This is a genomic window from Pirellulaceae bacterium (assembly GCA_019636385.1).
Lineage (GTDB): Bacteria > Planctomycetota > Planctomycetia > Pirellulales > Pirellulaceae > Aureliella.
Genome location: JAHBXT010000004.1, coordinates 15,613 through 39,730, shown reverse-complemented (window position 1 = coordinate 39,730; position 24,118 = coordinate 15,613). Strand labels below are relative to the sequence as shown.

At 55.6% G+C, this 24,118-nt stretch carries 5 protein-coding genes; 3 read left to right on the top strand and 2 right to left on the bottom strand.

The annotated features are described in order from the left end of the window. Positions 1-147: 147 nt before the first annotated feature. The 3 genes from KF752_14720 to KF752_14710 all read left to right on the top strand — a co-directional run bounded on the left by KF752_14720 (position 148) and on the right by KF752_14710 (position 21,632). A complete protein-coding gene (locus tag KF752_14720) occupies positions 148-15,600 on the top strand; it encodes a pre-peptidase C-terminal domain-containing protein (GenBank protein ID MBX3422804.1) in 15,453 nt (5,150 codons plus the stop codon). Positions 15,601-15,765: 165 nt separating this feature from the next. Beyond that, positions 15,766-17,589 (top strand): protein containing Planctomycete extracellular domain protein, encoded by a 1,824-nt coding sequence (locus KF752_14715; protein ID MBX3422803.1) that lies wholly within the window; start codon positions 15,766-15,768, stop codon positions 17,587-17,589. 545 nt (positions 17,590-18,134) lie between these two features. After that, positions 18,135-21,632 (top strand): tandem-95 repeat protein, encoded by a 3,498-nt coding sequence (locus KF752_14710; GenBank protein ID MBX3422802.1) that lies wholly within the window; start codon positions 18,135-18,137, stop codon positions 21,630-21,632. Here the strand turns inward: KF752_14710 and mutM are convergent. Continuing rightward, positions 21,581-22,447 (bottom strand): bifunctional DNA-formamidopyrimidine glycosylase/DNA-(apurinic or apyrimidinic site) lyase, encoded by an 867-nt coding sequence (gene mutM, locus KF752_14705; GenBank protein ID MBX3422801.1) that lies wholly within the window; start codon positions 22,445-22,447, stop codon positions 21,581-21,583. The genes KF752_14710 and mutM overlap by 52 nt on opposite strands. Before the next feature lie 92 nt (positions 22,448-22,539). Next, a complete protein-coding gene (locus KF752_14700; GenBank protein MBX3422800.1) occupies positions 22,540-24,006 on the bottom strand; it encodes an AI-2E family transporter in 1,467 nt (488 codons plus the stop codon). Positions 24,007-24,118: the final 112 nt, after the last annotated feature.

Here is a 24,118-nt window from a genome sequence, read left to right as displayed (position 1 = left end):
TCTCCAGATTCGCCAGCTTTACTAATTGCCACTTTTGGGTGGCATGGCCCTGGGAGCTACGAGAATATGTTGATTGCAGACACATCCAAACGAGCTACTGCCGCGCAACTCATTGCAGTTTCGCACTACATCAAGAGGTTTTCATAGATGGCCAAAGGTGGTTTCTTCAAGTCGCTGAGGCTGCCGTCGGTCGGTCGCACAGCCAAACGCGATAGTGTACGCCGCGTGCTGCTAGAGGCATTGGAGACGCGCCAATTGCTGGCGGCCGGTCCGCAGTTGATTGGGGTCCAGCCCAATGCGGGTTCCTTATTGGACAGTGGCGACGTTCTGAGCGTCTCCCCGCGAGAACTGGTATTTCGCTTTGACGATGCTGTGGGCCTCGATCCCGAGACTCTGTCTGGCATCCGAATCGTCCGCAGTGGCGCCGACGGCCTCTTCGAACGCGCTGCAGTGGCGACCGATTTCGGAACGAATGGTCAAACGTTAGTTGAATTCTATGCCCGCGAAGTGGGCGAGGCTGGCAATGGAATCAGGTTGCACTTTACCACAGCGTCGCGATCAGATTCTCGATTGCCACGAGTTTCTGTGGTAGGGCGTACGATCAATGTTGAATTGAATAACAATCCGCTGTTGCAAACGCGAGTACAAGACTTGCTGCAAGCATTTAGTTATGACGGCGCAGTCACCGCAGCCAGTCCTTTAGTGTACGCACTGCGATTGCGTGGTTCAGACACCATCGCGATTTCGCCGACCGCCGACACGAGTCGCGATTTTGTGTTGGCAGGTGCGGGTGCTGGCAAGGCTGCCACCGATTTTGGGCTCGGCAATACCGTTTCCGTGGATTTCGTGGCCCGCGAGCCGGGAAATGCGGGAGTCGGCATTCGCATCCATGTTACCTCACGAGATCGTGGCGGAGCAGCCAACCCCATCGTGACGGTCTCGGGCAAGACCATCAATGTCGAAGTCAACAGCCACAGTCGTTTCCCGACGACCATCCAAGAATTTGTCGACGCCATTAACTCCAGCGATTCCCTATCCTCGACACTGATCGAAGCTCGGTTGGTCAGCGGTGCTGGGGCGATACGCATCGGTGGGCAGCCGACAACATACTCGCCCATCGTATTGGGTGGCGTCAGCGAGGTTGAGATTCAACCAGGTTACGTGGGCTTGGGCGATACCGACCGCGAAGTTGTGCTGCGGTTTGCCGAACGGCTACCGCAAAGTCAATACCGCATTGATATCCTGGGTCGAGGCACGCGCGCTCTGCGAAACGTGGACGGCCAGGTATTCAACGATGGCGTCTCGCGAACCATTGTCTTCGGCTTGAATTTGGGGGCCAGAATTGAATCGGTCGTCCCTCAGCCGGTCTTTCGCAATTCCAGCGGACAACTAGTTCAAAACCGCAATCAGATCGACCTGTATTTCAACGACGATGCGCTGATTGATTTGAGTGCCATCGCTACGGTCAATGGGACACCTCTGGCAACCCTGCAGCAGACCCGTGTTCCTTTCTTCCTGCAAAGCGCTGACGCGATTGTGCTCAAGTCCGGTAGCACGCTGGCTGCGTCCGTACTGGACCCCAATTTCTACCAACTGATTCACACCAATGACACACTGGACACGCGAGACGATCAGCCACCTTTCAAACCAGCGGCGATTCGCTATTTTCCGGAAGCGGGGCGAGTCAGTTTGATCTATGACCGCAATTTAGACGAGCTACGGCACCCAGTCACTGGCGTGATATTGCCGGCGGTTGACCTGCGTTTGCGAGTGGGCACCAATGAATCCGCACCGTTACCTCCCGTGGCCGTGAATGCTTTGGCGGTCAATCCAGGCGATACCTTTGGCACTGCGATGAACCTTGGTAGCACCTGGACACCCGGCAATGGCGGCTCGCAAGCCATATTAATCGACGCCGAAATCAAGAATCAAACTCCATTGCTGCTGGATTTTCCAGGCGGCAGCGACGAACCGGGAGGCCGCTACAATCGTTTTCAAGACAACCTGCGCCTTATCGCTGATAACGTCGATGGCACCAGCGTTGTCTACTACAACTTCCAAAGTCTCCTAGGGCGTTTGGGAACCACCAATCTATCCAATGCCATTACCGAACAGCAGCGGCTGCGCGTGCGCGAGGTGATGTCGTTGTACGAGCGCTATTTAGGTGTGCGCTTTGTCGAGAGCACCAATCGTGGATTCACAGTTGCCGTGGGCGATCATCGCGCGGTTCGACCGTTCGAGGATGTCGCGGGCAGCGGGCAGCCCGGCGTGGTCGAGGTGAATGCAGTCGGTGGCACCTACTATGAGGCTGGCTATCTGCAAAATGGACAATTAGCGGCGGTGCTGGACATCCAAGATTTCAGCAACGCAACGCTAAACGAAGTCGGCGGTCCATTTCAACGAGCCGCCATGCAGGCCGTCGGTCGGCTAATGGGACTGGGGTTAGCGGATGAAGTTCACGGCTTCACCGTGCAAGCCTTCAACTCAGCTTTAGTACCCGGCGTCGGTTCCGACATCGTCTTACCGGGCGATGTAGACATCGTGCATGGCCAATATCTGTATCGTCCCGATAGCAAGGATATCGACCTATATCAGTTCCGCTTGCCGGTGGCCGGCCGCATTACCATCGAGACATTCGCCGAGCGCATGTCACAGGCTAGTTTGCTGGATACCACGATTCGATTGTACCAGCAGAATGCACAAGGTGGCTGGGTAGAAATAGCGGCCAATGATGATTACTACAGCTCGGACTCGTTCGTCCAGTTGGATTTGCAGCAAGGCAACTACATTGTTGGTGTCAGCGCCAGCGGCAACAATACATACGATCCGACGATTGCCGATTCGGGCCTAGGCGGGCGCAGTCAAGGTTCCTACCAACTGAGAATGGATTTTCGTCCACCGGCGCAGAGCGTGCTGCGCGACAGTACAGGCCTGCCCATTGACGGTGATTCAAGCGGCGAAGCGGGCGGCGTATTCAACTTCTGGTTCCGACCAGCCGGGCCAGCCAATACTAAATTTGTCGACAAAGTCGCACCAGTCGGCGGTAGTGGCACGCTGGCAGCACCTTATCGAAATATTCATGAAGCACTTACGGCAGCTCAGCCGGGTGACGTAGTGCGAATCGTTGGCAATGCCGGAGCTGATGGGTCGCTGGCGACATTAGCCGATAACTTGGCCTACGAAATCGGCTTCGATAGCTTGGGACGCCCGCTGCCCGACGGCGCCACATTTGATGTGCCGCGCGGCGTAACGGTCATGATCGACGCGGCGGCGGTTCTGAAGATGCGGCGTTCACGAGTCGGTATTGGCAGCAGTTCGACGAACGTGGACCGCAGCGGTGGTAGTTTGTTGGTGCTGGGCACCCCCAAGCTGGTCAATCAAGCTGGGGGGCTGGTGCGTGACGCCAGCGGTCAACCGGTCATTGGCAGCGTCTATTTTACCAGCGCCAGCGATCCATTAATCGGTAAGAACGCTAACACCCTAGTCGTTGGTTCAGCTGCCAATGCAGGCGATTGGGGCGGCATCGACTTCAGGCACCGGGTGGACAGCTCCGATCCGGCGCGGGTCAATAATGAAGCTCAAGGGCAATTCTTGAACTGGGTGGCGCACGCAGATGTGCGCTATGGTGGCGGCCAAGTTGTCGTTGACGGAGTATCGCAGGTTATCACGCCGATCCAAATGATCGATGCGCGGCCAACGATTGGCAATTCGCGAATAACGCATAGCGCCGATGCGGCTATGAGCGCTACACCGAACAGTTTTCGAGAAAACAATTTCCAATCGCCAGCCGAGCAACATGGCAGCGGTGGTACCTTCAGTGTGGACTACGATCGAGTCGGACCAGCCATCCACTACAATCAACTGGTCAACAACTCGATCAACGGCCTGCAAGTTCGCGTACGCACCAACACCAGCACGCAATTGGAAACGATGACGATCCCCGGTCGATTTGACGATACGGACATCGTCCACTTTGTGCCCGAGAATCTGGTCATCGCAGGCACTCCCGGTGGAGCCGTGTTGATTAACGAAGCTCCGTCAATATTTAGTGTAGCACCACAGTGGATTTCGACCGGTAATTTGTTGCCCGGATTATACAACTATCGAGTCACGCGCGTGGTCGGCGGAGTGGAGGGGGCACCATCGGAGCCGACTTCATCGGTGTTCCCGTCTAACACGTTGATTCCGGTTTTCACGTTGGGCTCGGTTTCGTTGACCAATCTGCCGACCGGTTACAATCGCATCTACCGTAGTTCGGCTGACGGCCAAGGTCCTTATGTCTTGGTTGCTGATTTTAGCCATTTGAGTAGCGGTCCCAGCAGCTTTATCGACACCGGTACCGATCTGGGCCTTGAACTGGCCGACGATCTGGAGCGCTTCCGTACTCGGCCAGATGCTCGACTGGCAGTCGATCCGGGAACGATCGTCAAGCTGCAAGGTTCCCGTATCGACGCCGCATGGGGTGGGCAATTGATTGCCGAAGGTCGCGACGGACTTCCGGTAGTGTTCACTGCTTTGATGGATCATCGTTACGGTGCCGGTGGTACGTTCAATACCGGCAGTCGATCCACGCCGGTCGTATCTGGTGACTGGGGCGGCATCTACGTCGGCCAAGGCTCCAAGACGAGTCTGGACTACACGGTGGTCGCTTACGGCGGTGGGGCAACTCGCGTCGAAGGGGGGTTCAGCGATTTCGCTGCGGTTGAGGTGCATCAGGGCGATTTGCGACTCACCAACAGCCGTCTAGAAAATAACGCCAATGGAGCGACGGCCAGCAATGATCCTCTGCGATCGGGGCGTGGCTGGAATTCGCCCGCCACGGTCTTCATTCGCGGCGCACAACCGATCATTGCTCAAAACATCATTCACAGCAACTTAGGGCCGGCGATTAGCGCTAACGTGAATGCACTCAATTACCAAACAGTGGTAGATTCGGGGCGCAGTCGTGGACTTTTGAGCCGCGTTGAATCCACCGGCAATTACGGTCCGCTGGTCACTGGCAATCGATTGGCTGACAACGCCATCAACGGCATGGTAATTCGCGGTGGAGTGATGACTACCGAAGGTATCTGGGACGACACGGACATCGTACATGTGGTATTGGATGAGATCATCGCTTCGGATCACAACCACTACAGCGGACTGCGGCTAACCAGTCGGCATGGCCAGAGCCTAGTGGTCAAATTTAAGGGTGAGCAGGCCGGGCTGACGGCCACTGGCTTGCCGATCGACAACGCCCGACGAATTGGTGGCTCGGTGCAGATCGTGGGCTTGCCCAACTACCCGGTCGTTCTGACCAGCTTGGACGACAGCACGGTCGGAGCTGGTTTTACGCCCAGCGGTGCGCCGCAGCGCCACACGGTGCCGGTAACCCAAGCGGTTGGCGCTAGATTGCCCACCGGACCAGAAGTCAACAATGGATTATTGATCGATAACGATGTGGACCGCAACACGCCGGGCTATTTCGGATTTGACGTTGGTCCGGGTGGCAGGTCCAACTTCGCGGGCAGCGGTGGCATCACGGCCCTTGGCAACTCGCGGTTGTTGATCAACAGTAACGTGCTGTTTGCACACACAAATTTTATAGATGTGGGTGCTAATGGCCAAGCGATTGATCTGGCTTCAACCACCATCACGACGCCTCCCACGCTGATTTCCCCTGACTTTGTGATCAGCGAAGGCAACTTGACAGGTGCCAACGGATTAATCAATTGGCGAGTCGAGACTTGGATGGATAACGGTATTGCGCGGCTGAATAATCGAATCATTCTGACCAGTACGGGAGCGCTGGGCAGCGTGCGGGTGATCAACTATCTGGATGAAGATGTCGAGGGCATTTCCGACGATTTACTGTACGTCACAGGGACACCGGGAGAGGCCGATTTTCGAGTGTTTACCTTGGATGGTCCGGAGCGAGTTGGCTTCAGCCACGGTGGAGTTTACTCCACGACTCCAGGGCAATTGGAAAATGCAAATTACGTGGGATGGGCGGCCGATCGCTTTAATAATTTGCAGACGGCCATCGTGGGGACTGGTGCTTCCTACAGCCTTGCAGGTAACATCAACACCGCCAATTTAGTTCCGTTTATTGACGCACAACTGGGGCAGGTCTACGGATTGGCCGACGTGACCTCGGCATTCGCGTGGGACGTCCAAGCCACAGCCAATCGTTCGGTAGTGACCTCTTTCCTGGAATTGATCCCGCGCAACCCCAGCTCGTCAGCATCGGCCGGTGATTGGCGCGGTATTTTGCTGGACACCTACAGCAACGACCGTAACCTAGCGGTGGTTGTCGAGAACGAATCCAGCGGTTCACGCATTTCCGGGACGAATAACACCACGTTTTCGGCCCAGTATCTAGGAGGCATTGCTCGTCGCGAGAAGAGCGATGACGAGAATCGTAGACTGGGCTTTCATGTATTGGGCAACATCGCTCACCCAGGCGATGTCGATGTCTACAGCTTTTTGGCGGATGCCGGTTCTGAAGTCTGGCTGGATATTGACCGTACGGATAACTCCTTGGATACGGTCGTCGAACTCGTCAGTGCCGATGGGCGCACGCTGGCCCTGTCCATGAACTCGCTAGCCGAAGAGGCCGATCCGTCGCTGTTGTTCCGCGCGGCCGACATGCCACAGTTCAGTGTCAATCCGCTGCGCAAGAGCATGCCCGAGTTCTATTACGCGTCTGCTCAAGGCGCTCCCAAGGATTTGAATAGCACCAATCCACGAGATGCAGGGATGCGCGTTGTCCTGCCGGGCAATCCAGGCGGCACGAATCTGTACCATGTGCGCGTGCGCAGCAGCAGCCTGCGCGATGGCGATCCGATCAGCGATCTGCTGACATCTGCATCGGTCGGACGGGGGCTGACTACGGGTAGTTACCTATTGCAAATTCGCCTCGGCCAGGACGATGAAGTACCCGGCTCGGGTGTCAGCTATGCCGACATTCGCTATGCGACCAACGGCCTGCACCTGCGTGGCGTTCCCAGTAATTCACCGCTGCTGGGCGAGATTGGTGAAATCGAACGCAGCTTAACCGGCCCCCGCAACGATACATTTGCAAACGCGCAGCCCATCGGCAATCTGCTGGCTACCAATCGACAGGCACTGAGCGTTTCTGGTGCGCTGGACAATTTGAACGACGTGGACTGGTATCGGTTTGATCTGCAGTATCAACGGATCACTCCCTCTGGCCTGCGCGAGTATTTTGCCACGATTTTTGACGTGGACTATGCCGATGGTATCGGGCGCCCGGATACCTCGATTTACTTGTTTAACGCAGCAGGCACCCTGATTTTGAGTGGCCTGAGCAGCGGGCACGTCGATGACCAAGCGTCGGCTGTGGCTGGACAGAATCACTCCGATTTGTCACGCGGTTCCTTCGGGAATCTCGATCCGCTGGTCGGGGCCTACGAACTTCCGGTCGGTACTTACTACGTAGCCGTGACCAATCTGCGGATGGTGCCGGCGGTGATGTCCCAGTACACCGATCCCAACAGTCCCTTCAGCAGGGTGCGACTGCAACCCATCGACAGTCTCCAGCTTATTGCCGAGGACCATGTCAACTTTAGCATTGGTTCGACCGGACTACCGCCTGTGATGGATGTGTTGTTTGATCCCATCCAGTCTGTCGTGCCCTTCGATCTGTCAGACATGGTGATGTATGTGACGCAGAATGTGGGACGATCCAATGGCGTAGAGTTAACGAATGTCTATTTGGTTAATCCATTCACCGGCGAGGTTCGTAATCAGTTTGGACGAGTCGCGGGTGACATTCAGGACTTAACTATGCGCGTCAACGGCCAGATGCAGGCCTTTGATCGGCCGCGGACTGCCGTCGTCACTCAGAATGGCGATCGCGATACCTTTTTGAACTACTTCACGGTCAATCCCATCACCGAAGAGGTGTCATCCGCTGATGCCACACTGGACACGTTTAGTCTCAATCAAGCTTTGGATGCCGTCATCGACAGCAATGACGGCTGGAATCCAGAAGCGCTGACCTTTGGCCGCTTGGGAGATCGGGAGCGAGGCTTCATCGTGGCCAGTCGGCCGACGCCCGCAGGTGTCGAGCCAAGCTACTCGTCCCCGCGGTTTATCACCGATAGTGATCCGCCACTGGGTCAGACGCGGCCTGGTGTGACTCGATTCACGAACGTGATTTTTGAAATCAATCCTAACGATGGTCAAGCGATCAGCTTTGACAATGACCCTGGCTTCCGTCGCGAGGGCAATGCCCGCGGTGTAGGCGTTGGCAGCAGCGTTGTTGAGCGTGGCTACATCGACACCTTTACACGCGACCTCGCGGGGAATGCTGTCACTCGCGCCTCGCAGTTGGTCGGCAGAGCCACAACCGCCGGTAGTGCCGGTTCGTCTCCAGATCGCATCATCCGAGATGGAAACGTGGTCAGCCTGATCGACAGCACAAACTTCGTCACGCGATTTGAGTTCAATTTTGGTCCAGAAGTCGAAGTGCGTTACAACCCGGCTCAGGGCATCTCTGTAGCCGATGGCAGACAGTTCATTCTGGACGGTGTGACTTATGAATTTGACCTAAGTCTCGGCGGACCCTCGGTGACGCCGGGTGCTGTGGGAATTCGATTAGCGCCCGGCGCATCGCTGCAACAATTCGTAGATGCAATCGCCGCAGCCATGCCCAGCAATATCACGGTGAGTTTCCACGCCGGCAGGATGAATTTTAGTGGGGCTACCACGGGCGCATTTACGCAACTAGTTCAGGATGGAGTGTTCGTTGATTTTGGTAGCAGTGGGAACGTGGCTGGCGGGAATATTTCGGTCAATGTGTTGGCGTCGGACACGGCTCAAACGGTTGCTCAGCGTCTGGCAGTTGCCATTAACCAGTCCGGTATTCCCGGTTTGAGCGCAACCACCAGCGGTGATACTCTGCAATTGGTGGGAGCATTAGTATTGAGTGCAGGACCACTGCATGCTCGGGGTGTGGCTCCGGGAGGTATCATTACCGGGGCGGCTATGATCGGCAACCGGATGTACGCGGTCAGTGACACCGGTGGTCTATTCTTTGTGGATAATCCATCGATACCGCGCACCGGTAACGTCGGCACGTATGTGAATAGTTCCTACGCGCTGACAGGCATTCAGTTCTCGTCACTGGTGGCTGGCCCGGCCAACGTGAGTGGCGGACAACTGACGCAGATACTGTTCGGGTTGGACACATCGGGGAACGTCCATGCGTTCGATACCAATGGAGTTCCTCAGCGCGTCTTCGCCAATGGAGCTACCAGAATCTCGACTGGCCTGACCAGTGCTACCGGCTTGACATTCTCGACACTCAACACCAACTTGTGGCACACTACAGGGCGGCGTGCTGATGATCCTGGTCATGGTTTGGAGCAGACCAGCAATAATTCCCGAATCGCCGAAACGGGCGGCAGCAGTTTCTACTTTGGCTTGGAAAATACCGGCAGTCCCAACCATTTGACTTATAACTTTCCCGGTGGTGCAGCGGGTGCTCTGGAGAGTCTGCCGTTCAACCTTCGAGGAGTCAGCGCAGGTGACCAGCCGACGCTCTATTTCAACTATTTCTTTGCTTCGGAAGGCGCCGCCTCCGATTTGCCACTGGGCAGCGATGCCAACGACTACATGCGGGATTCGTTCCGTGTATATGTCGCTGGCGAAGATGGCCGATGGATTCTGACGGCGACCAATAACGACCCTGCGCATAGCATTCGCAATAACCGCAATTTCGATGATGAGCTGGACTTGTCGGTTTCGGGTAACGATGAAGTTCAACGGCTGTTCGACAACACTGGCCAGTGGCGGCAAGCGCGCATTCCACTGCATTTGTTCGCTGGACAGGACAACGTCAAGATCCGGATCGAGTTTGCATCGGCTGGCGGTTTTGGATATGGATTGCGCGGTGGCAAGGGACCGGAAATTCGCACGGTCGGTGCCAACCGGTTGTCCGACGGACAGGCGTTACTTTTGAATGGTCAGCGGTTCGAAATCGAAATGGGTGTGTCGCTAATTTTGCCGTCGGGCAGCGCGGTACGCCAGGGTGACGCGGTAACGATCGACGGGACTCGCTTCGTCTTCACCACAGGTGCTCCCGTGTCTGCGCCGGATGTGGCGGTAGTCTATAGCCCAGCGATGAGCGCTGAGCAACTGGCAACCGCTTTGCAGCAAGCCATCCTGACACGCCCCGCCTCGGGTAGCGTGATCAGTGGATTGTCATTTACGTCAGAGCAGAACGACATCATCACTAAGGCTCAGGCCAGCGGAGCCGACGGTAGCTCGATGCTGATCAGCGGTACTGGGCGCATTGGCGATAATGCAGCGCTCAGCAACGCGGCCATGGATGTGGATATGGTGCGTGTTTTCGCCCACCGCGGCGCCACGGTCATTGTGCAAGCTCAGGCAACTCCAGGCAGTTCACTTGACACATTTCTGCGAGTTTTCGACGGGCAGGGGCAACCATTGCGTCGGACGGATGGCTCATTAGTACAGAACGATAACGCTCCAGGAACGACAAATAGTCTACTGAGTTTCACGGCTCCAGCCGATGGAACATACTTCATTGGCGTTAGTTCCGCAGGCAACTCGAACTACGGTGCAACCGTGGCCGGTACCGCTGCAACGGGCAGCTCGACCGGTGACTATGTCCTGCAGATCGGTATTCAGAGAATGCTGTCTCCGGTTGTCGCTGGCAGTCGGTTGCAATTGGAAGGTGCCAGTACGGTACAAGTTGCGCCTGGTGCAGCCATTGCGACTCAAGGCGCCTTAGGCAGTGGCGGAGTGCCCGTGCGAATTACTGCTGACATGAATGCAGCCCAAGTGGCCGTCGCGCTCCAACGAGCTTTGGCGGACCACTTTGCCGGCGGGGCTACGACGGCCTACCCGATTCGCGGTGGTGATACTCTGTCGGTGACCGGTCTAGTGCAATACGATTCTTTCAATCCAGTCACTTTGCAGCCCGAACCATCGTCGTTTTCTTTTGATCCCGGTCCCTTCGGGGCCAACACAACGTTTGTCGGAGATGCATTCAGTGCCTTCAATGCGGGTACGAGGTTCGACGGCACCACCGATCGCTTTTTCCCCGGTTCATTGCAGGGTCGAAACAACGCCCATGAAGGCGTACTCGTGGACGATTTTATCATCGGCTTGGCAGGTCGCGGTGAAATGGTGCTTGGTCCGATCGTAGGCAGCACCGACTTCATCGTGGATCCACAGTACGGTGTTACCAATCCACGGCGCGACACGCGTGGTATCGAACACATCTATACCGGACCTTATCAACTGGAGGTTCGCGGCGGTGACGAGTATGGTGTGCCCAGATTGCCCGGATTGGAAACCACGATCCGATACGTTGATTCCAAGGCCATCGACAGTTTGTTGAGTCCAGGAGTGGCGATCAAGTTCAATGACGCTGCAGCGCTGATCGCTGGTACGACATTCACTGTCAGCGACGGAACGCGCGTGGTTACCTTTGAGCTGGATGATGTCAATGATTCCCTGAATGTCCAGCCAGGCCGGGTTGCGTTTCCTTTCAATACGGCCGTGGTCAATCAACTGACGGGATCTGTGACAGCCGAGTCAGCTCAGACGATTGCCGCCCGATTCCGCGATCTTGTCAACGGTACCGGTATCCAGTCTTTCCTGGCTGATGTCAGTGCAAACCTGTTGAACAACGATCGCATGGGTGCGACCAGCGACACCGTGGTAATGATCGGCCAAGCGGTCCTGCAAATCCCTGATTCGTTGGGCGAACTGATCATTTCTCGAGGTCGCGGCGGAGCCAATCGCGAAAGACCACAAGGCCAGATCGTCATCGAATCTGCCCGAGTTTCAAATTCGCTGGAGTTTGGAGCGTTGGTCACCAGCTCGCTGCGCGACCCGATTACCAATGCTCCGATCACTGGCACGCCGCGCAACACCGTCACGATCAACGATGAGCAGTTGGTTCCGGGTGCGGTGATTATGAATAGCGAGTTCTTGTTTAATCGCAGTGGCGGCATCAGCGTCGTCGGCGATGCTGGCGGAGCCAATTTGCCACCGGCTTCGGTACCGTTTGTGCGGCTGGTCAACAATACGATCCTGGGCGGCTCCCTCAGCGCGGTTGCTGAGTTTGTGCCGACGATCCACAGTGGATTCGTGTTTGACATTGGAAATCTGGCCTTCGCCGACGCCGTTGTGCGCTATTCGCCGCTCATCGGTGGTGGGCCCGGCCCGATCGCAGGGCTGGACGATCCCAACGTTGCGTTGGGACCTCCCAGCGCGGCGAACAATGGTGAACCGGCACCGGGCGGATCAGCGGTCAGCCTGGGGCGTGGTGGTCAATTGGTACTGCAGTTTGCAGATAACTTGCTGACTGGCTCAGGCAACGCCGATCCCGACTTGGTCGTGTTTGAAGTGGGCGATTCTGAAGAGGTGCTAGTGGAAGTTAGCGCTGATGGCCTAGCTTGGACTGCCGTGGGACGTGCGTCGGCTGCGGTACCCGCATTGGATATCGACGCCTTTGGGTTCAACCGCAACAGCCGACTGGCTTTCGTGCGTTTGACCGACATTGCCGGTCAAGGAACGCAGTCTGGCAATTCCGTAGGTGCCGATATCGACGCAGTGGGAGCTTTGTCCAGCGTGGCCGTTGATCGGTATGCCGCCGGAGGGACCGGCATATCGGTCACAAGCAATGCCACCGCTACATTGTTGAACAATGTGCTGATCAACAATGCCGCCGGTATCCATGTGGATAATTCCAGTCGATCCACTGTGATTGGTGGATCGTTGTATCAACGCAACACAGCCAATGTGACCGGGGTAGCCGACCTGGGACGGCTGCCCATCGTATCGCCTAACACCGCTACGATTTACATCAGTCCCGGAATTGGAAATCTGTTCCCAGCGATGGGATCGCCGGTGATCGACAGCTCAATCGACTCGCTGGAAGATCGTCCATCCCTGGTGGCGGTCAAGCAACCGCTGGGCTACACCGCCTCTCCGATCCTGGCTCCCCGGCTGGACATCAACGGACAATTGCGAGTAGATGACCCCACTGTCGAGACCCCGGCTGGTGTCGGTGAAAACGCATTCAAAGATCGTGGCGCTCGCGAACGTGGTGATTTGGCAGGTCCGTTAGTGGTCATGTTGAGTCCCGGCGATAACGATGTTGCCGGTTTGGACCGCAATAGCGATCCCACAATCGTCGAACTGATTGGCGCGACTCCACAGTATTTCGATCTTCGATTGATCGATGGTTTGGAACCCACCGACCCGATGACCGGTTCCGGTATCAATCATGATACAGTTAGCGCATCGTCGGTGTTGGTCTATCGCAATGGGGCGCCGCTGGCCGAAGGCATTGACTATCGCTTCGGTTACGACTCGACCAACGGCGTCATTCGCCTGCAGCCATTGGCTGGTATTTGGCGCGGCCAAAGTGTGTATACGATTCGCCTAGTTAACTCTAAGGAGGCTGCCGTCGTTGCCCATCCCGCCACGGCCTATCAGGATGGCGACCAGTTTCAAATTGTTGACGCAGTCGGCAGTTTGACCAAATTCGAAATCGACTTGGGTCTTCGGGTGATCATCCCCAGCAGTAACGGCGTAGATGCCGCGCTGGAAGATGGAGCCACCTTTGCCATCGATGATGGGACGCGGCGCATCGTGTTTGAGATCGACAATAACGGTCCCGTCGGTTCAGGCAATCGCGTGGTTACCTTGCCTGTGGGAGCTTCGCTTCTCCAGGCAACTCAGGCGCTGATAGCTGCAATTGGACAGTCTGAATTACAGCTTGATGTCCGTCAGATCGCTCCTGGACGGTTGCAAATTCAGGGTGCTTCGGCAGTCAAATTTGAGACGCTCACCAGCGGCCTGGCTGTAACAGGCCAGACAGGTGTCCAACGTGCGTTCGGCCTGCAGATTCCGTTGGTTGCAGGCGTGCCGAGCGGCCTTGCTGACGGTCAAACATTCACGATCGATCGCAGCGGAAGTCCAGTCACCTTTGAACTGGACACCAATAACAATGCTCAACCGGGCAATACCCCGGTCCGCTTTACACCAGGAGCGTCCGCAAATCAAATCGGTGCTGCGCTGGTGTCGGCCATCAATAGTGCGGGACTCGGTTTGGCAGCCAGCTACGACGGGAACGGCGCGGTACGATTGGGTGGAGACGCCAACACCAAATTGAGTTTGTCGAACACGGTTCTTACCCAGATAGGTATCGCCGGACAACCGCCGGCGGTGGCGATTTCGGTTCCCGCCGATGCCACGGCGTCTGAGGTGGCAGCTCTGATTCGCCAGGCGATCACCAATGCGGGATTGACCGGAGTTACCTTGACCACTTTTGGCAATCGACTGCTGATCGAAGGCGCTCAAGGGGTTTCGGGGGCTGGGGCAGGGCAGATCGGGGCGATTCGCGACATGGCTGGCAACGCGCTCAGGCCGAATCAAGTGGATGGCACAACCATTCTGACCGTCTTCCTGGGCGAAGGGTTCGACTATGGTGACGCGCCGGCGCCCTATCTGTCGTTACACGCTGACAATGGACCACGTCACCAGGTTGTCGATGGCCTGAGCCTGGGAGCAACTGTGACGGCGGACGCCGATGCTCGTGTGCCGAACGCCGATGTGGATGACGGTCTGCAAATAGGTGTTTTGAACACCGCTTTCCAATCCAGTGCTCAAATCAGCGTTACCAACACAACGGGCCGTCAGGCTTACGCCTCGCTGTGGATCGACTTCAACGGCGATGGGTTCTTTTCCGACGCAGAAAAAATCATGGACGCTGAGGCTGTTGGATCTGGAGTGACCACCGTCTCCTTCCTAGTGCCGGCTACAGCCAATCGTGGTAACAGCTATGCCCGCGTGCGGTTAAGTACCGATCGAGACGCTATTGGTTCACCCATCGGTGAGGCCTCAGATGGTGAAGTCGAAGATTGGCCAGTCGAGATTCGCGCTAACCCGTTTACCAATCCGGTCTGGAATCTGGATGTCAACGCCAGCGGACTTGTCTCGTCGATCGATGCTCTGCAGGTCATCAACTGGCTAAACGATCCAGCTAGGCCGAATGATTTAGCCAGCGCGACGGTGACCAATGCCCCGCCTTACGTCGATGTCAATGGCGATGGTAGAGTCACCGCCCTTGATGCTCTGCTGGTTATCAACTATTTGAATTCTCGACCAGCCGCTGCCGGTGAAGGCGAAGGTCTGGGCCAGGGCGAAGGTGAAGCGGTACTTCCGCCTGCGACCGGAGTGCAAATAGCTATTCCGACGTCGTCGTCACCAAGCCCAACTGCCAGCACCTCATCATCACAGGTGGTTATGGCCGGCGATTGGATACACGGGCTATTGGCGGGCAACCAGGCAACTCCTGGCCAGGAACAGACCGATGCCAGACTAGTCCGCAATCTAGGAGATGTAAATAATGACCTGCACTGGCTACCCGAGATTCAGTGGTCGGAGGCGACTGAGCCCTGCGACCTGCTGTGGGAAGAGATCGGTTCTCAGGCAGGTACCGCGCAACAGCTTAGAACGAGCCTGTTTGGCCCCATGCAAATCGGTGACCGCGCAGCTGTCGCCTTGAGAGGTGAGCTAGAGGAGGCGATACTGGACGATTTGCTGCAATAACCCCTACATTCGACTACGATTGAGAGGGTTCATGGACCTTCTGCAGTAGGCGATCGTTGAGCGGTCCAGGTGGTTAATTACAGTCGAGGGATGGCCAGCCAGCGCTGTTCATCCACTTTTTTCAAGGTCCGCTAACCACATTCCACCGCAAAGGGCTCCGAAGATATGTTCTTTTGGAGGCGATCCCAAGGTGCCAGCCCTTGTAGGACGGCTTGTCAGACCGCCTGGCTTTCGTACCACCGGCGGTCGTACCGTCGGCGACTGGTCTGCGAAGCGCTCGAAGAGCGGCGATTGCTGGCCGGCCTTCCCTTTGGTGCCCAGCCCAACGATACGGCCGAATTTATGTTAGGGTCGGTGCTGGTTACACCGGTGTTTTTGGAGAGCAACGGTCGCGTTGACGCCAGCTCCGAAGACTGGAACAGTCAGCATATTCAAGAAACGCTTGGAAAGATTGACCAAGCCATGGACTGGTGGGTTGAAAGCCTCGCTCGGCTGAATACCGTCCACCAATTGTCGTTTGTGATAGACACGACCTTCGCCACCAATCCCGTTTCGACCGACTACGAGCCCATCAATCGCATTTCCAATCATTACACGTTCTATGTCTCCGAATTTTTGGATAACCTGGGCAGGGCAACGGGCGACATTGAACGTGACATTCGGGCCTTTAATCATTCGCAACGAATGAAGTTCGGTACTGATTGGGCCTTTACGATCTTTGTGGCCAACAGCCAGCGTGACTCCGACGGTCAGTTCGCTGCGGGTGGTTCGTTCAACCGCGCCTTTGCCTTTGCCGGCGGGCTGTTTATGGTCGTGCCCTCGACGCGACCCGCCTCGACGTTTGCCCACGAAACCGGCCACATGTTTTGGGCTCGCGACGAGTATCCTGGAGGTGGGACCTACAATTCGTTTCGAGGATACTATAACACGCAGAACCTCAATGCCTGGGACAATCCCACGCCGGGTTTTGTGCAGCAGCCCAGTCTCATGGCCGCTGGTACACTGCTGGAAACCGCATATCAGAATTTCACTTCCGCAGCCTCGACATTCGCTCAAATCGGCTGGCAGGACAGCAATGGCAACGGCATTTTTGACGTTTTGGATGTGCCTAGCGAGCTAACCGGTACCGGGAGCTACGATTTAGACACCGGAATCTATCGTTTCGTGGGTCAAGCAACAGTCAAGGCACTGGCCAATCAGAATTCTTGGGGTTTGCGGAATAACATCACCCTCAATCGCATTGGCCTCATCGAGTACCGATTGGACGATGGCCCATGGCAGATCTATTCTCAGCCGAACCAGTACCAAGTAAACCTCGACCTCAATATCGTTGTTCCCACTGGTACCAGCAAGATTGATATTCGCGCACGAGATCCGGCCACTACGGTCATTAGCAACACGGTGACGGATAGTTTTCGGTCTCCGTGGCAAAATCCTCGTAATCCCTTTAACGTCAATGATGACCATCGCATCTCGGCACTCGACGCGCTGCTGGTCATCAACGCTTTAAATTCGCGTGGCGGCGGAGAACTGGGAAGCTCTGGCATTTCTCCTCCACCGTATTTAGATGTCAGTGGCGATGGGCGGCTCACGTCTCGAGATGCGCTGCTGGTAATCAACCACCTTAATTCGCGTAACTCGGGGAGTGGCGAAGCGAGCGCAGCCACTCTGGAAACTGAGAGCAGCCAGACGTTTGGAGAATCCCAATTGCTTGCTGCTCCACCAGTCATGTCAATTACCGTTTCAGGATATTTGGGAGAGGAAGCAGAATCAACCTCAGCCATCACACGGGAAATCCAATCCAGCTTTCACCGCCAGTCCACAGTCCCTGCTGTAACGACAAGTCAAAACGGTCTTGATCGCTATCTGTGCGACCATGCCCTGTCGGAGCTTGGCGGACATGATGAATCCGAATACGGCGAATACACCGAACCGGTTGACGCCTTAATTCAAGTCCTCGCCAGCTCCAAGCTGGCAATCAAAGCTTAGCCACCGTCGTAAAACGTAGCCACCTTCGCCAGACGGTGGAGGGGCATGTCGGCCTGTCCACGCTCTGGCGAGTGTAGCGAACGCCCCAGCCATAGCCACGGTCGTCAGCCGGTGGACCTACCCAGCTCGGCCAGACGGTCGATGCTCCAAACCTGGTAACTTCTCTTGCCAGCAGCTGTCTCCAAGCGAATTTCCCAGCTCGACTCAATCCATTTCGGCCGTACTTTGACCAGTTTTAGGAACTATTCGATTCATTTGGTTTCCAAGGAAAATAGGGTCTTTAACGGTTAGTTCGTAAGCACCAACTACGCCGAAACCCTGAGAAAATGGTCGCCAAATACCGCATTCGATCAATTCTTCCTGAATTGATAAAATCACCCAGACTGACTAATCTAGTGATTCGCTAGAGGCGAGCATTTTTCCGTGTTAACTCAGCAACCTTGATAGATTTCCACGACGACTCGGTCGCAGTCGCCCCATCAGCTTCTGGCGAGTTCCATTCCGTTTCAGTCACTGAATTCCAAAAGTCACCCAGGCGAACGTTTATGAAGAATCGAGCTGCAAGAATGTTGAGGCTATTCAAGAGAGACGCACGTCCGGTCGTGGCTCGTCGGCGAGCACCGCAACTGGAGCGGCTCGAGAATCGACAGTTGTTGGCAGCTGACCTGCAGCCCATGCACAACAGTCTGATCGCGGAAGATACGAACCTGGACTTCCGAATCAGCGCGATGGACGCGTTGCTGGTGATCAATCATCTGAATAGTCGCGGCGCACCAGCCAAGGCCACCAGCACGAGTGCCACTCAAACTGCCAGTCGATACTACGACGTCAACAATGATGGTCGAGTCTCAGCGCTGGATGCCTTACGAGTCATCAACCGGCTGAACGCCGAGGGCGAGGATGCGCAATTCCTGGTCAATTATAACTATACCATCACCAATATAGTCTCTCCCAATGCGCCCGAGACCGGCACACCGCTTTCGCAGGTTGCCGTTGGCCAGCAATTTCAAGTAAATGTATTTGTTCAAGACCTGCGAGATATCAATTCCCTGCCCGAAAACAATGAAGGCATGAAAGTTGGCGGCGTCTATTCGGCTGGACTCGATATTGGCGTCAATTCACTCAATTTTGCCGATTATAACTTCACTCAACAAAACGGATTTTCGTCGGGAGTGCTATTCTCGAATCAGTTTACCAGTGGACGCTCATCGGCTCAGGGAAACGATGTGACCCAGGAGTTTTTTAATGAGATCACTGCATTTTCAGGTAATACTGTTCCACCGGACAACCCGGTCGGCCTCAGACCTTTTGTATCCTTCAGGTTCACTGCTACAAACCCCGGAGTAATGACCTTTTCCCCTAACGCACCTGAGGACATTGGCTCGGAACATTTATTGTTTGGCGTAGACAACCTTATTCCCAACTCAAGTGTGAACTTCGGCAATTCCTTCAGCATCACGATCATCGCGGATCCGACGACACCCATCGCCAATCCAGATACGCTCAGTACCAACGAAGATACCGCCCTGACTATCGTCAACGCGACGTTGCTGGCCAACGACACATCGCCGGCCATCCCGCCGCGAACTTTATCGGTGACTGGAATACAAACGATTCCCGGGACCACCGTGGGTACCTTGGTTGGTAATGTTTACACTCCGCCACAGGATTTTAACGGTAGTGATCGGTTGACGTACACGATCAGCGACACCAGCGGATTGACCGCGACGGGAACGATTACCATCAACATTGCTCCAGTTAACGATCCCCCAACTGCAGGCAATGACAATTTGAATGTGGTTGAAGATAGCAGCGACAACACGCTGAATGTACTCGCAAACGACTCGCCTGGACCGGCCAATGAATCCAGCCAAACACTGACCATTATTTCCGTAGGTACTACCAATAATGGAGGATCGGTCAGCATCGCTGCAGGCGGTCAGACACTCAATTACACCCCAGCACCTGGCTTTATTGGCACGGAGACGTTTACCTACACCATCCGCGACAGCGGCACGCCGCAGCTGACGGCCACCGCCACAGTGGTCGTCACGGTTGAACCTGCCACGTTGCCACGCGCTCGTCGCGACACCGCTACGGTAAACGAGGATAGCACCAATAATCCGATCGACGTACTTGCCAACGACTTGGCCAACGAAAATCAATCAAAGTTGCTGATCGATTTTACTCAGCCGGTCAACGGTACCGTAACCCGCAATGACAACGGCACTCCAAACGATTTGTCGGACGATGGGCTGCTGTACACACCTAATCCCGACTTTTTCGGGATCGATACATTTACCTATGTGATGAATGACACCAGCGATCCGCAAGGACCTAATTCCATCGGCACCGTGACCATTACGGTCACCAACGTCAATGACCGACCAACGCTGGTGGACGATTCGGTACAGGCTGAAGAGAATGTTGCCCGAACAATTACGTTTTCCAGTTTGACACAGAATGATTCGCCCGGAACCGGCGAGTCCGATCAAACCCTGACCATAACCACAGTCAACGCACTTTCCGCAGTCGGCGGCTCAGTTCGAATTGAGGGCAACAACGTCATCTACACTCCGACTGCCGGATTCTTTGGGACGTTTTTGTTCACCTATAACGCTACCGACAGCGGCACCCCGCCACTGACGGCACTCAATCCCGCTACAGTCACCGTGAGCGTCAGTGAGTTCAATGATCCTCCCGTGCTGCAAGGCGATACCGATACCACTCTCGAGGACATTGCCAAGACCATCGCCTTGTCCACCCTGCTGGCCAACGATTCGCCCGGTCCTGGTGAGAGTCATCAGACGCTAACCGTTACTGGGGTTGCGCCAATCACGACTGGTGGTGGCAGTGTGCAGATTCAGGGGACCAATGTGGTCTACACCCCCGCACAGGATTTCAATGGACCTTTCCTGTTCACCTACACCGCCCAGGACAATGGTTTTCCGCCCAAGTCCAGTACGGCCACGGTCACGATCAACGTCACTCCGGTCAACGATCCACCTCGGCCAGGAGCGGACAGCGTTCGCGCTTTCAAGAACAATCCGTTGCAAATTCCGGTTGCCGATCTGCTGCGGAACGACACCCCCGGACCTGCCAACGAAGCCACGCAGACGCTGACGATCATTGCGGTTGATTCCGCCACGGGCGGCAGCGTGTCGCTCAACTCGGCTACCGGAATCGTTACCTTCACACCAGAAGCCGACTTTACCGGCAGTGCCTCATTCCGTTACACGGTTCGTGACAACGGTGGCACCGCCAACGGCGGCCTGGACACCGCCGAAGGTTTAGTTTCCGTCAGCGTTGAAGAGTTCCAGCCTAGCACGATCGGCGGCAGAGTATGGGTCGATGAGAATCGCAACGGCCAGATGGACACCAAGGAGCGTTTTCTGGGTGGCGTTGAAATAACGCTTACCGGCACGACGCTCGGCCAGGCAATTGCACCCATCAAGATTCAGTCGGCATCCGATGGCAGTTATGAATTCAAAGAACTGGGCCCGGGCAGCTATCAAATCAGCTTCCAACAGCCCGAATTCCTACAAGGCATCCCCGGTTCCACCAGTGTCCGCAATGTTCAAATTGCGGCACCTGGCGGAGGTAGCGTGACCGAGCACTACGCTCTGGCCGGACTATCCGCCAAATATGCTACTTGGGCCAGCCAGTTGGTATCACGCTACTATTACACGGATCCCAGCCAGGCTGTGCGCGGTGCCTTTTTTGCCGTCGGATCGGATAATTCCCTGTTGTGGGGTATGAAGCTGGATGGCTTCGAGGAGGCCTTGTTCACCGAAGCGGTCTTTCAAGGTGACACGCTGCTCGTCACGCGCGTCGATGCTAACCGTCAAGTATTCACGGCGCGATTCGAGAAGGATGAATATTCTTTCACCACAGATGGCCAAGGCAATACACTGGTGCGAATCATTGGTCCATCCAGCAGTTTCCAGTGGGCTGGCGTCAATCGCAGCTCCCCAGGTGTCGGAACGCCTTCTCAGTATTTGGATGCTGTCGACGACTTTTTCGCGCAGATGGGTTGGCAGTGAGGACAGTAGTAGGTAGACCTCTGAGCCTGCACGATACGCACGATGTGTGACTTGCGGCACGACAGGCACAGTTGGCCCGCGCGGTCGTATACGCGATGGTGATTCTGGTAGCCGCCAGGGTCGTTCAGCGTATTGCGGTAGGTGCCATCGGCCAAGGTCGAACCTTCATATTTGATCGCTTGTCGCAGGATGTCAATCATGCTGCGATGTAATCGCTGAGCCTGTTGCCGGCTGAGCTGGTTAGCTGGCAAGGCTGGATGAATCCTCGCGGCATGGAGCATCTCGGATGCATATAAATTGCCAACTCCAGCCAGCAGCTTTTGATCCAACAAAGCAATTTTGATCGGTCGTCGCGTTCCCGTCATCCGCTGGCGGAATTGACTAGCGGTAATTTCGAGTGCATCCGGTCCGAGCCGTCCTGCCACGATCCGCTGCTCGACTTCTTCCGGAGGCAACAGCTCCACAGTGCCCAACCCACGACGATCCCAAAACTTCAATTCCAGTTTTCTGCGACCGCTGAATCGCAACACCAGCCGCGTATGACCGCTGTCAGGAACCTCGTCTAGAGCGACCAGACCGGTCATCTTGGGTTGCAGTATCAGTGTCCAGTACCTGAAGTCGATCAATACTCGTTTGCCCAATCGACGGACGCCTGTAACAGCCTGTCCGCGCAGCCGCCGATGAATCTGAGCCACACTCGGCTGCATCGAAATTGGCCGGCAAGGGCAGGGCGGGGCGGTAACTGATGCCACGCAGCAACCAACGATCGGTCGCAGTCCACGACACATTGTTTCAACTTCAGGCAATTCGGGCATTGCGCCTCCGGAGGAAATCCCAGTGATATCCAAGTCCACTGGGCAGCGAATCTCTGAAGTAGTTCGACTCGGCAAGCCAGTGGAATATGTCGCTACTCTCGCACTGCGGTGGTCCCAATCGCCGCACCGCCAACGGGTGCCAAGCCGTGTGTATCGAAGTGTACAAGCTCGCGGCGAACGATACTCAGCAGAGTCTGCAGTAAGCTGACCGCCATCGGGCCCACGACAATACCGATTGGTCCCAGAGCCTGAATGCCACCTAGAATACTGAGCAGTGCCAACAGGGGATGCAATTGTGACTGTCCATGCAGTACAAACGCCTTCACGAAGTTGTCAATCGTGGCTACGACCAACAGTCCCCAAGCAGCCAGCAGTCCAGCGGCTAGATAACGCTGTTCGACCAAAGCCAAAAAAATGCAGATTGGTACCCATACTGCCATGGGTCCAACGAAGGGAATCAGAGCGGCGATCGAGGTCAGCATGATCAACAACACCAAGTAGTCGATGCCTGCCACCGCATAGCCAACTCCTGCCGTCAGCCCTTGTGCTAGGGCTGCCAGTAGTGTTGCGAGTACCACCGCGCGGCTGGTGCGAACAAACTCGTCCAGTAACTCGCGGACATGCCCCATGTCCATCGGCAGCAGTAACATCAGCGAATGGATCATGGCTGGACCATCGACCAAGAAGAAATAGGTCGAGAGACTCAGCACCAATAGGCCAAATACCAGATGAAAGGTAATCATACCCGTTGATTGAGTAAACGACACCAACCGAGGCTGAACGTACTCTAACACTCGTCGCCGAACAGCTTCCATATCCTCGGCGGTTGGATTGGCCATTTCTCGCAGAAACGAACGCAGCGCTCCACCATGCAATTGCGTCTTCAAGGTGCCAAACTGTGTCTTGAGCTTCAGTACCAATTCAGTCAGGCTCGCGTCAGATGGATCGCCATTGTTGTCACTGTTGTCGGCGGGCTTTATCGTCGGCTGAACTCCTATCGCCTTGGCCAGCTCAATCAATTCATCAATCTGAGGAGTGTACGCCGAAAAGCTTGCATCACCGGCCAATTCTCGTCGCAGTTCGTTCAGGACTCTCACGACTTTCCTGGTTAATTCCGGTAGAGCGACAGTGCTTTGAGCCAAGGTGGCGATACTGGCTCCTTGAACCAAATGCTCCACATCTGCGTTGGCAGTCCGCAAGACTTCACCCCAATGCGGTAAATCCAAGTCTAGTGAACTGCGCAACCTGCCGAATTGCAGTTCAAGCGAGCTGACGCTGTTGTTCTGGAAAAACCGAATGCCTTGGACGGCGGCAGTTCCTACCAGAATACCTACGGGCAGCAGTAAGCAGGCCACAATGGCAAAAGTTGTCAGTCCTGCGGCCACATGAGAATGATTCCCAAACTTGCGGAGCATCCAGCGATGTAGAGGCTGAAACACGACTACCAGCACGATCGCCAAGAAGACCGGAATCAAGAATCCGGCTAGAACCCTGTAGAACAGCAAGCTGATCAGCAGAGTAATCGCCATCAGTACCAAAAACGAAACGATCCGTGACATACAACATCCAACTAATTCAACAGCCCTTCGACCCATCGGCCATTAGGCAACAATTCGTCGATGGTCGTTCGATATTGTAGCAATCTCCCAAACTTCGTCAGGCTGGGCATGA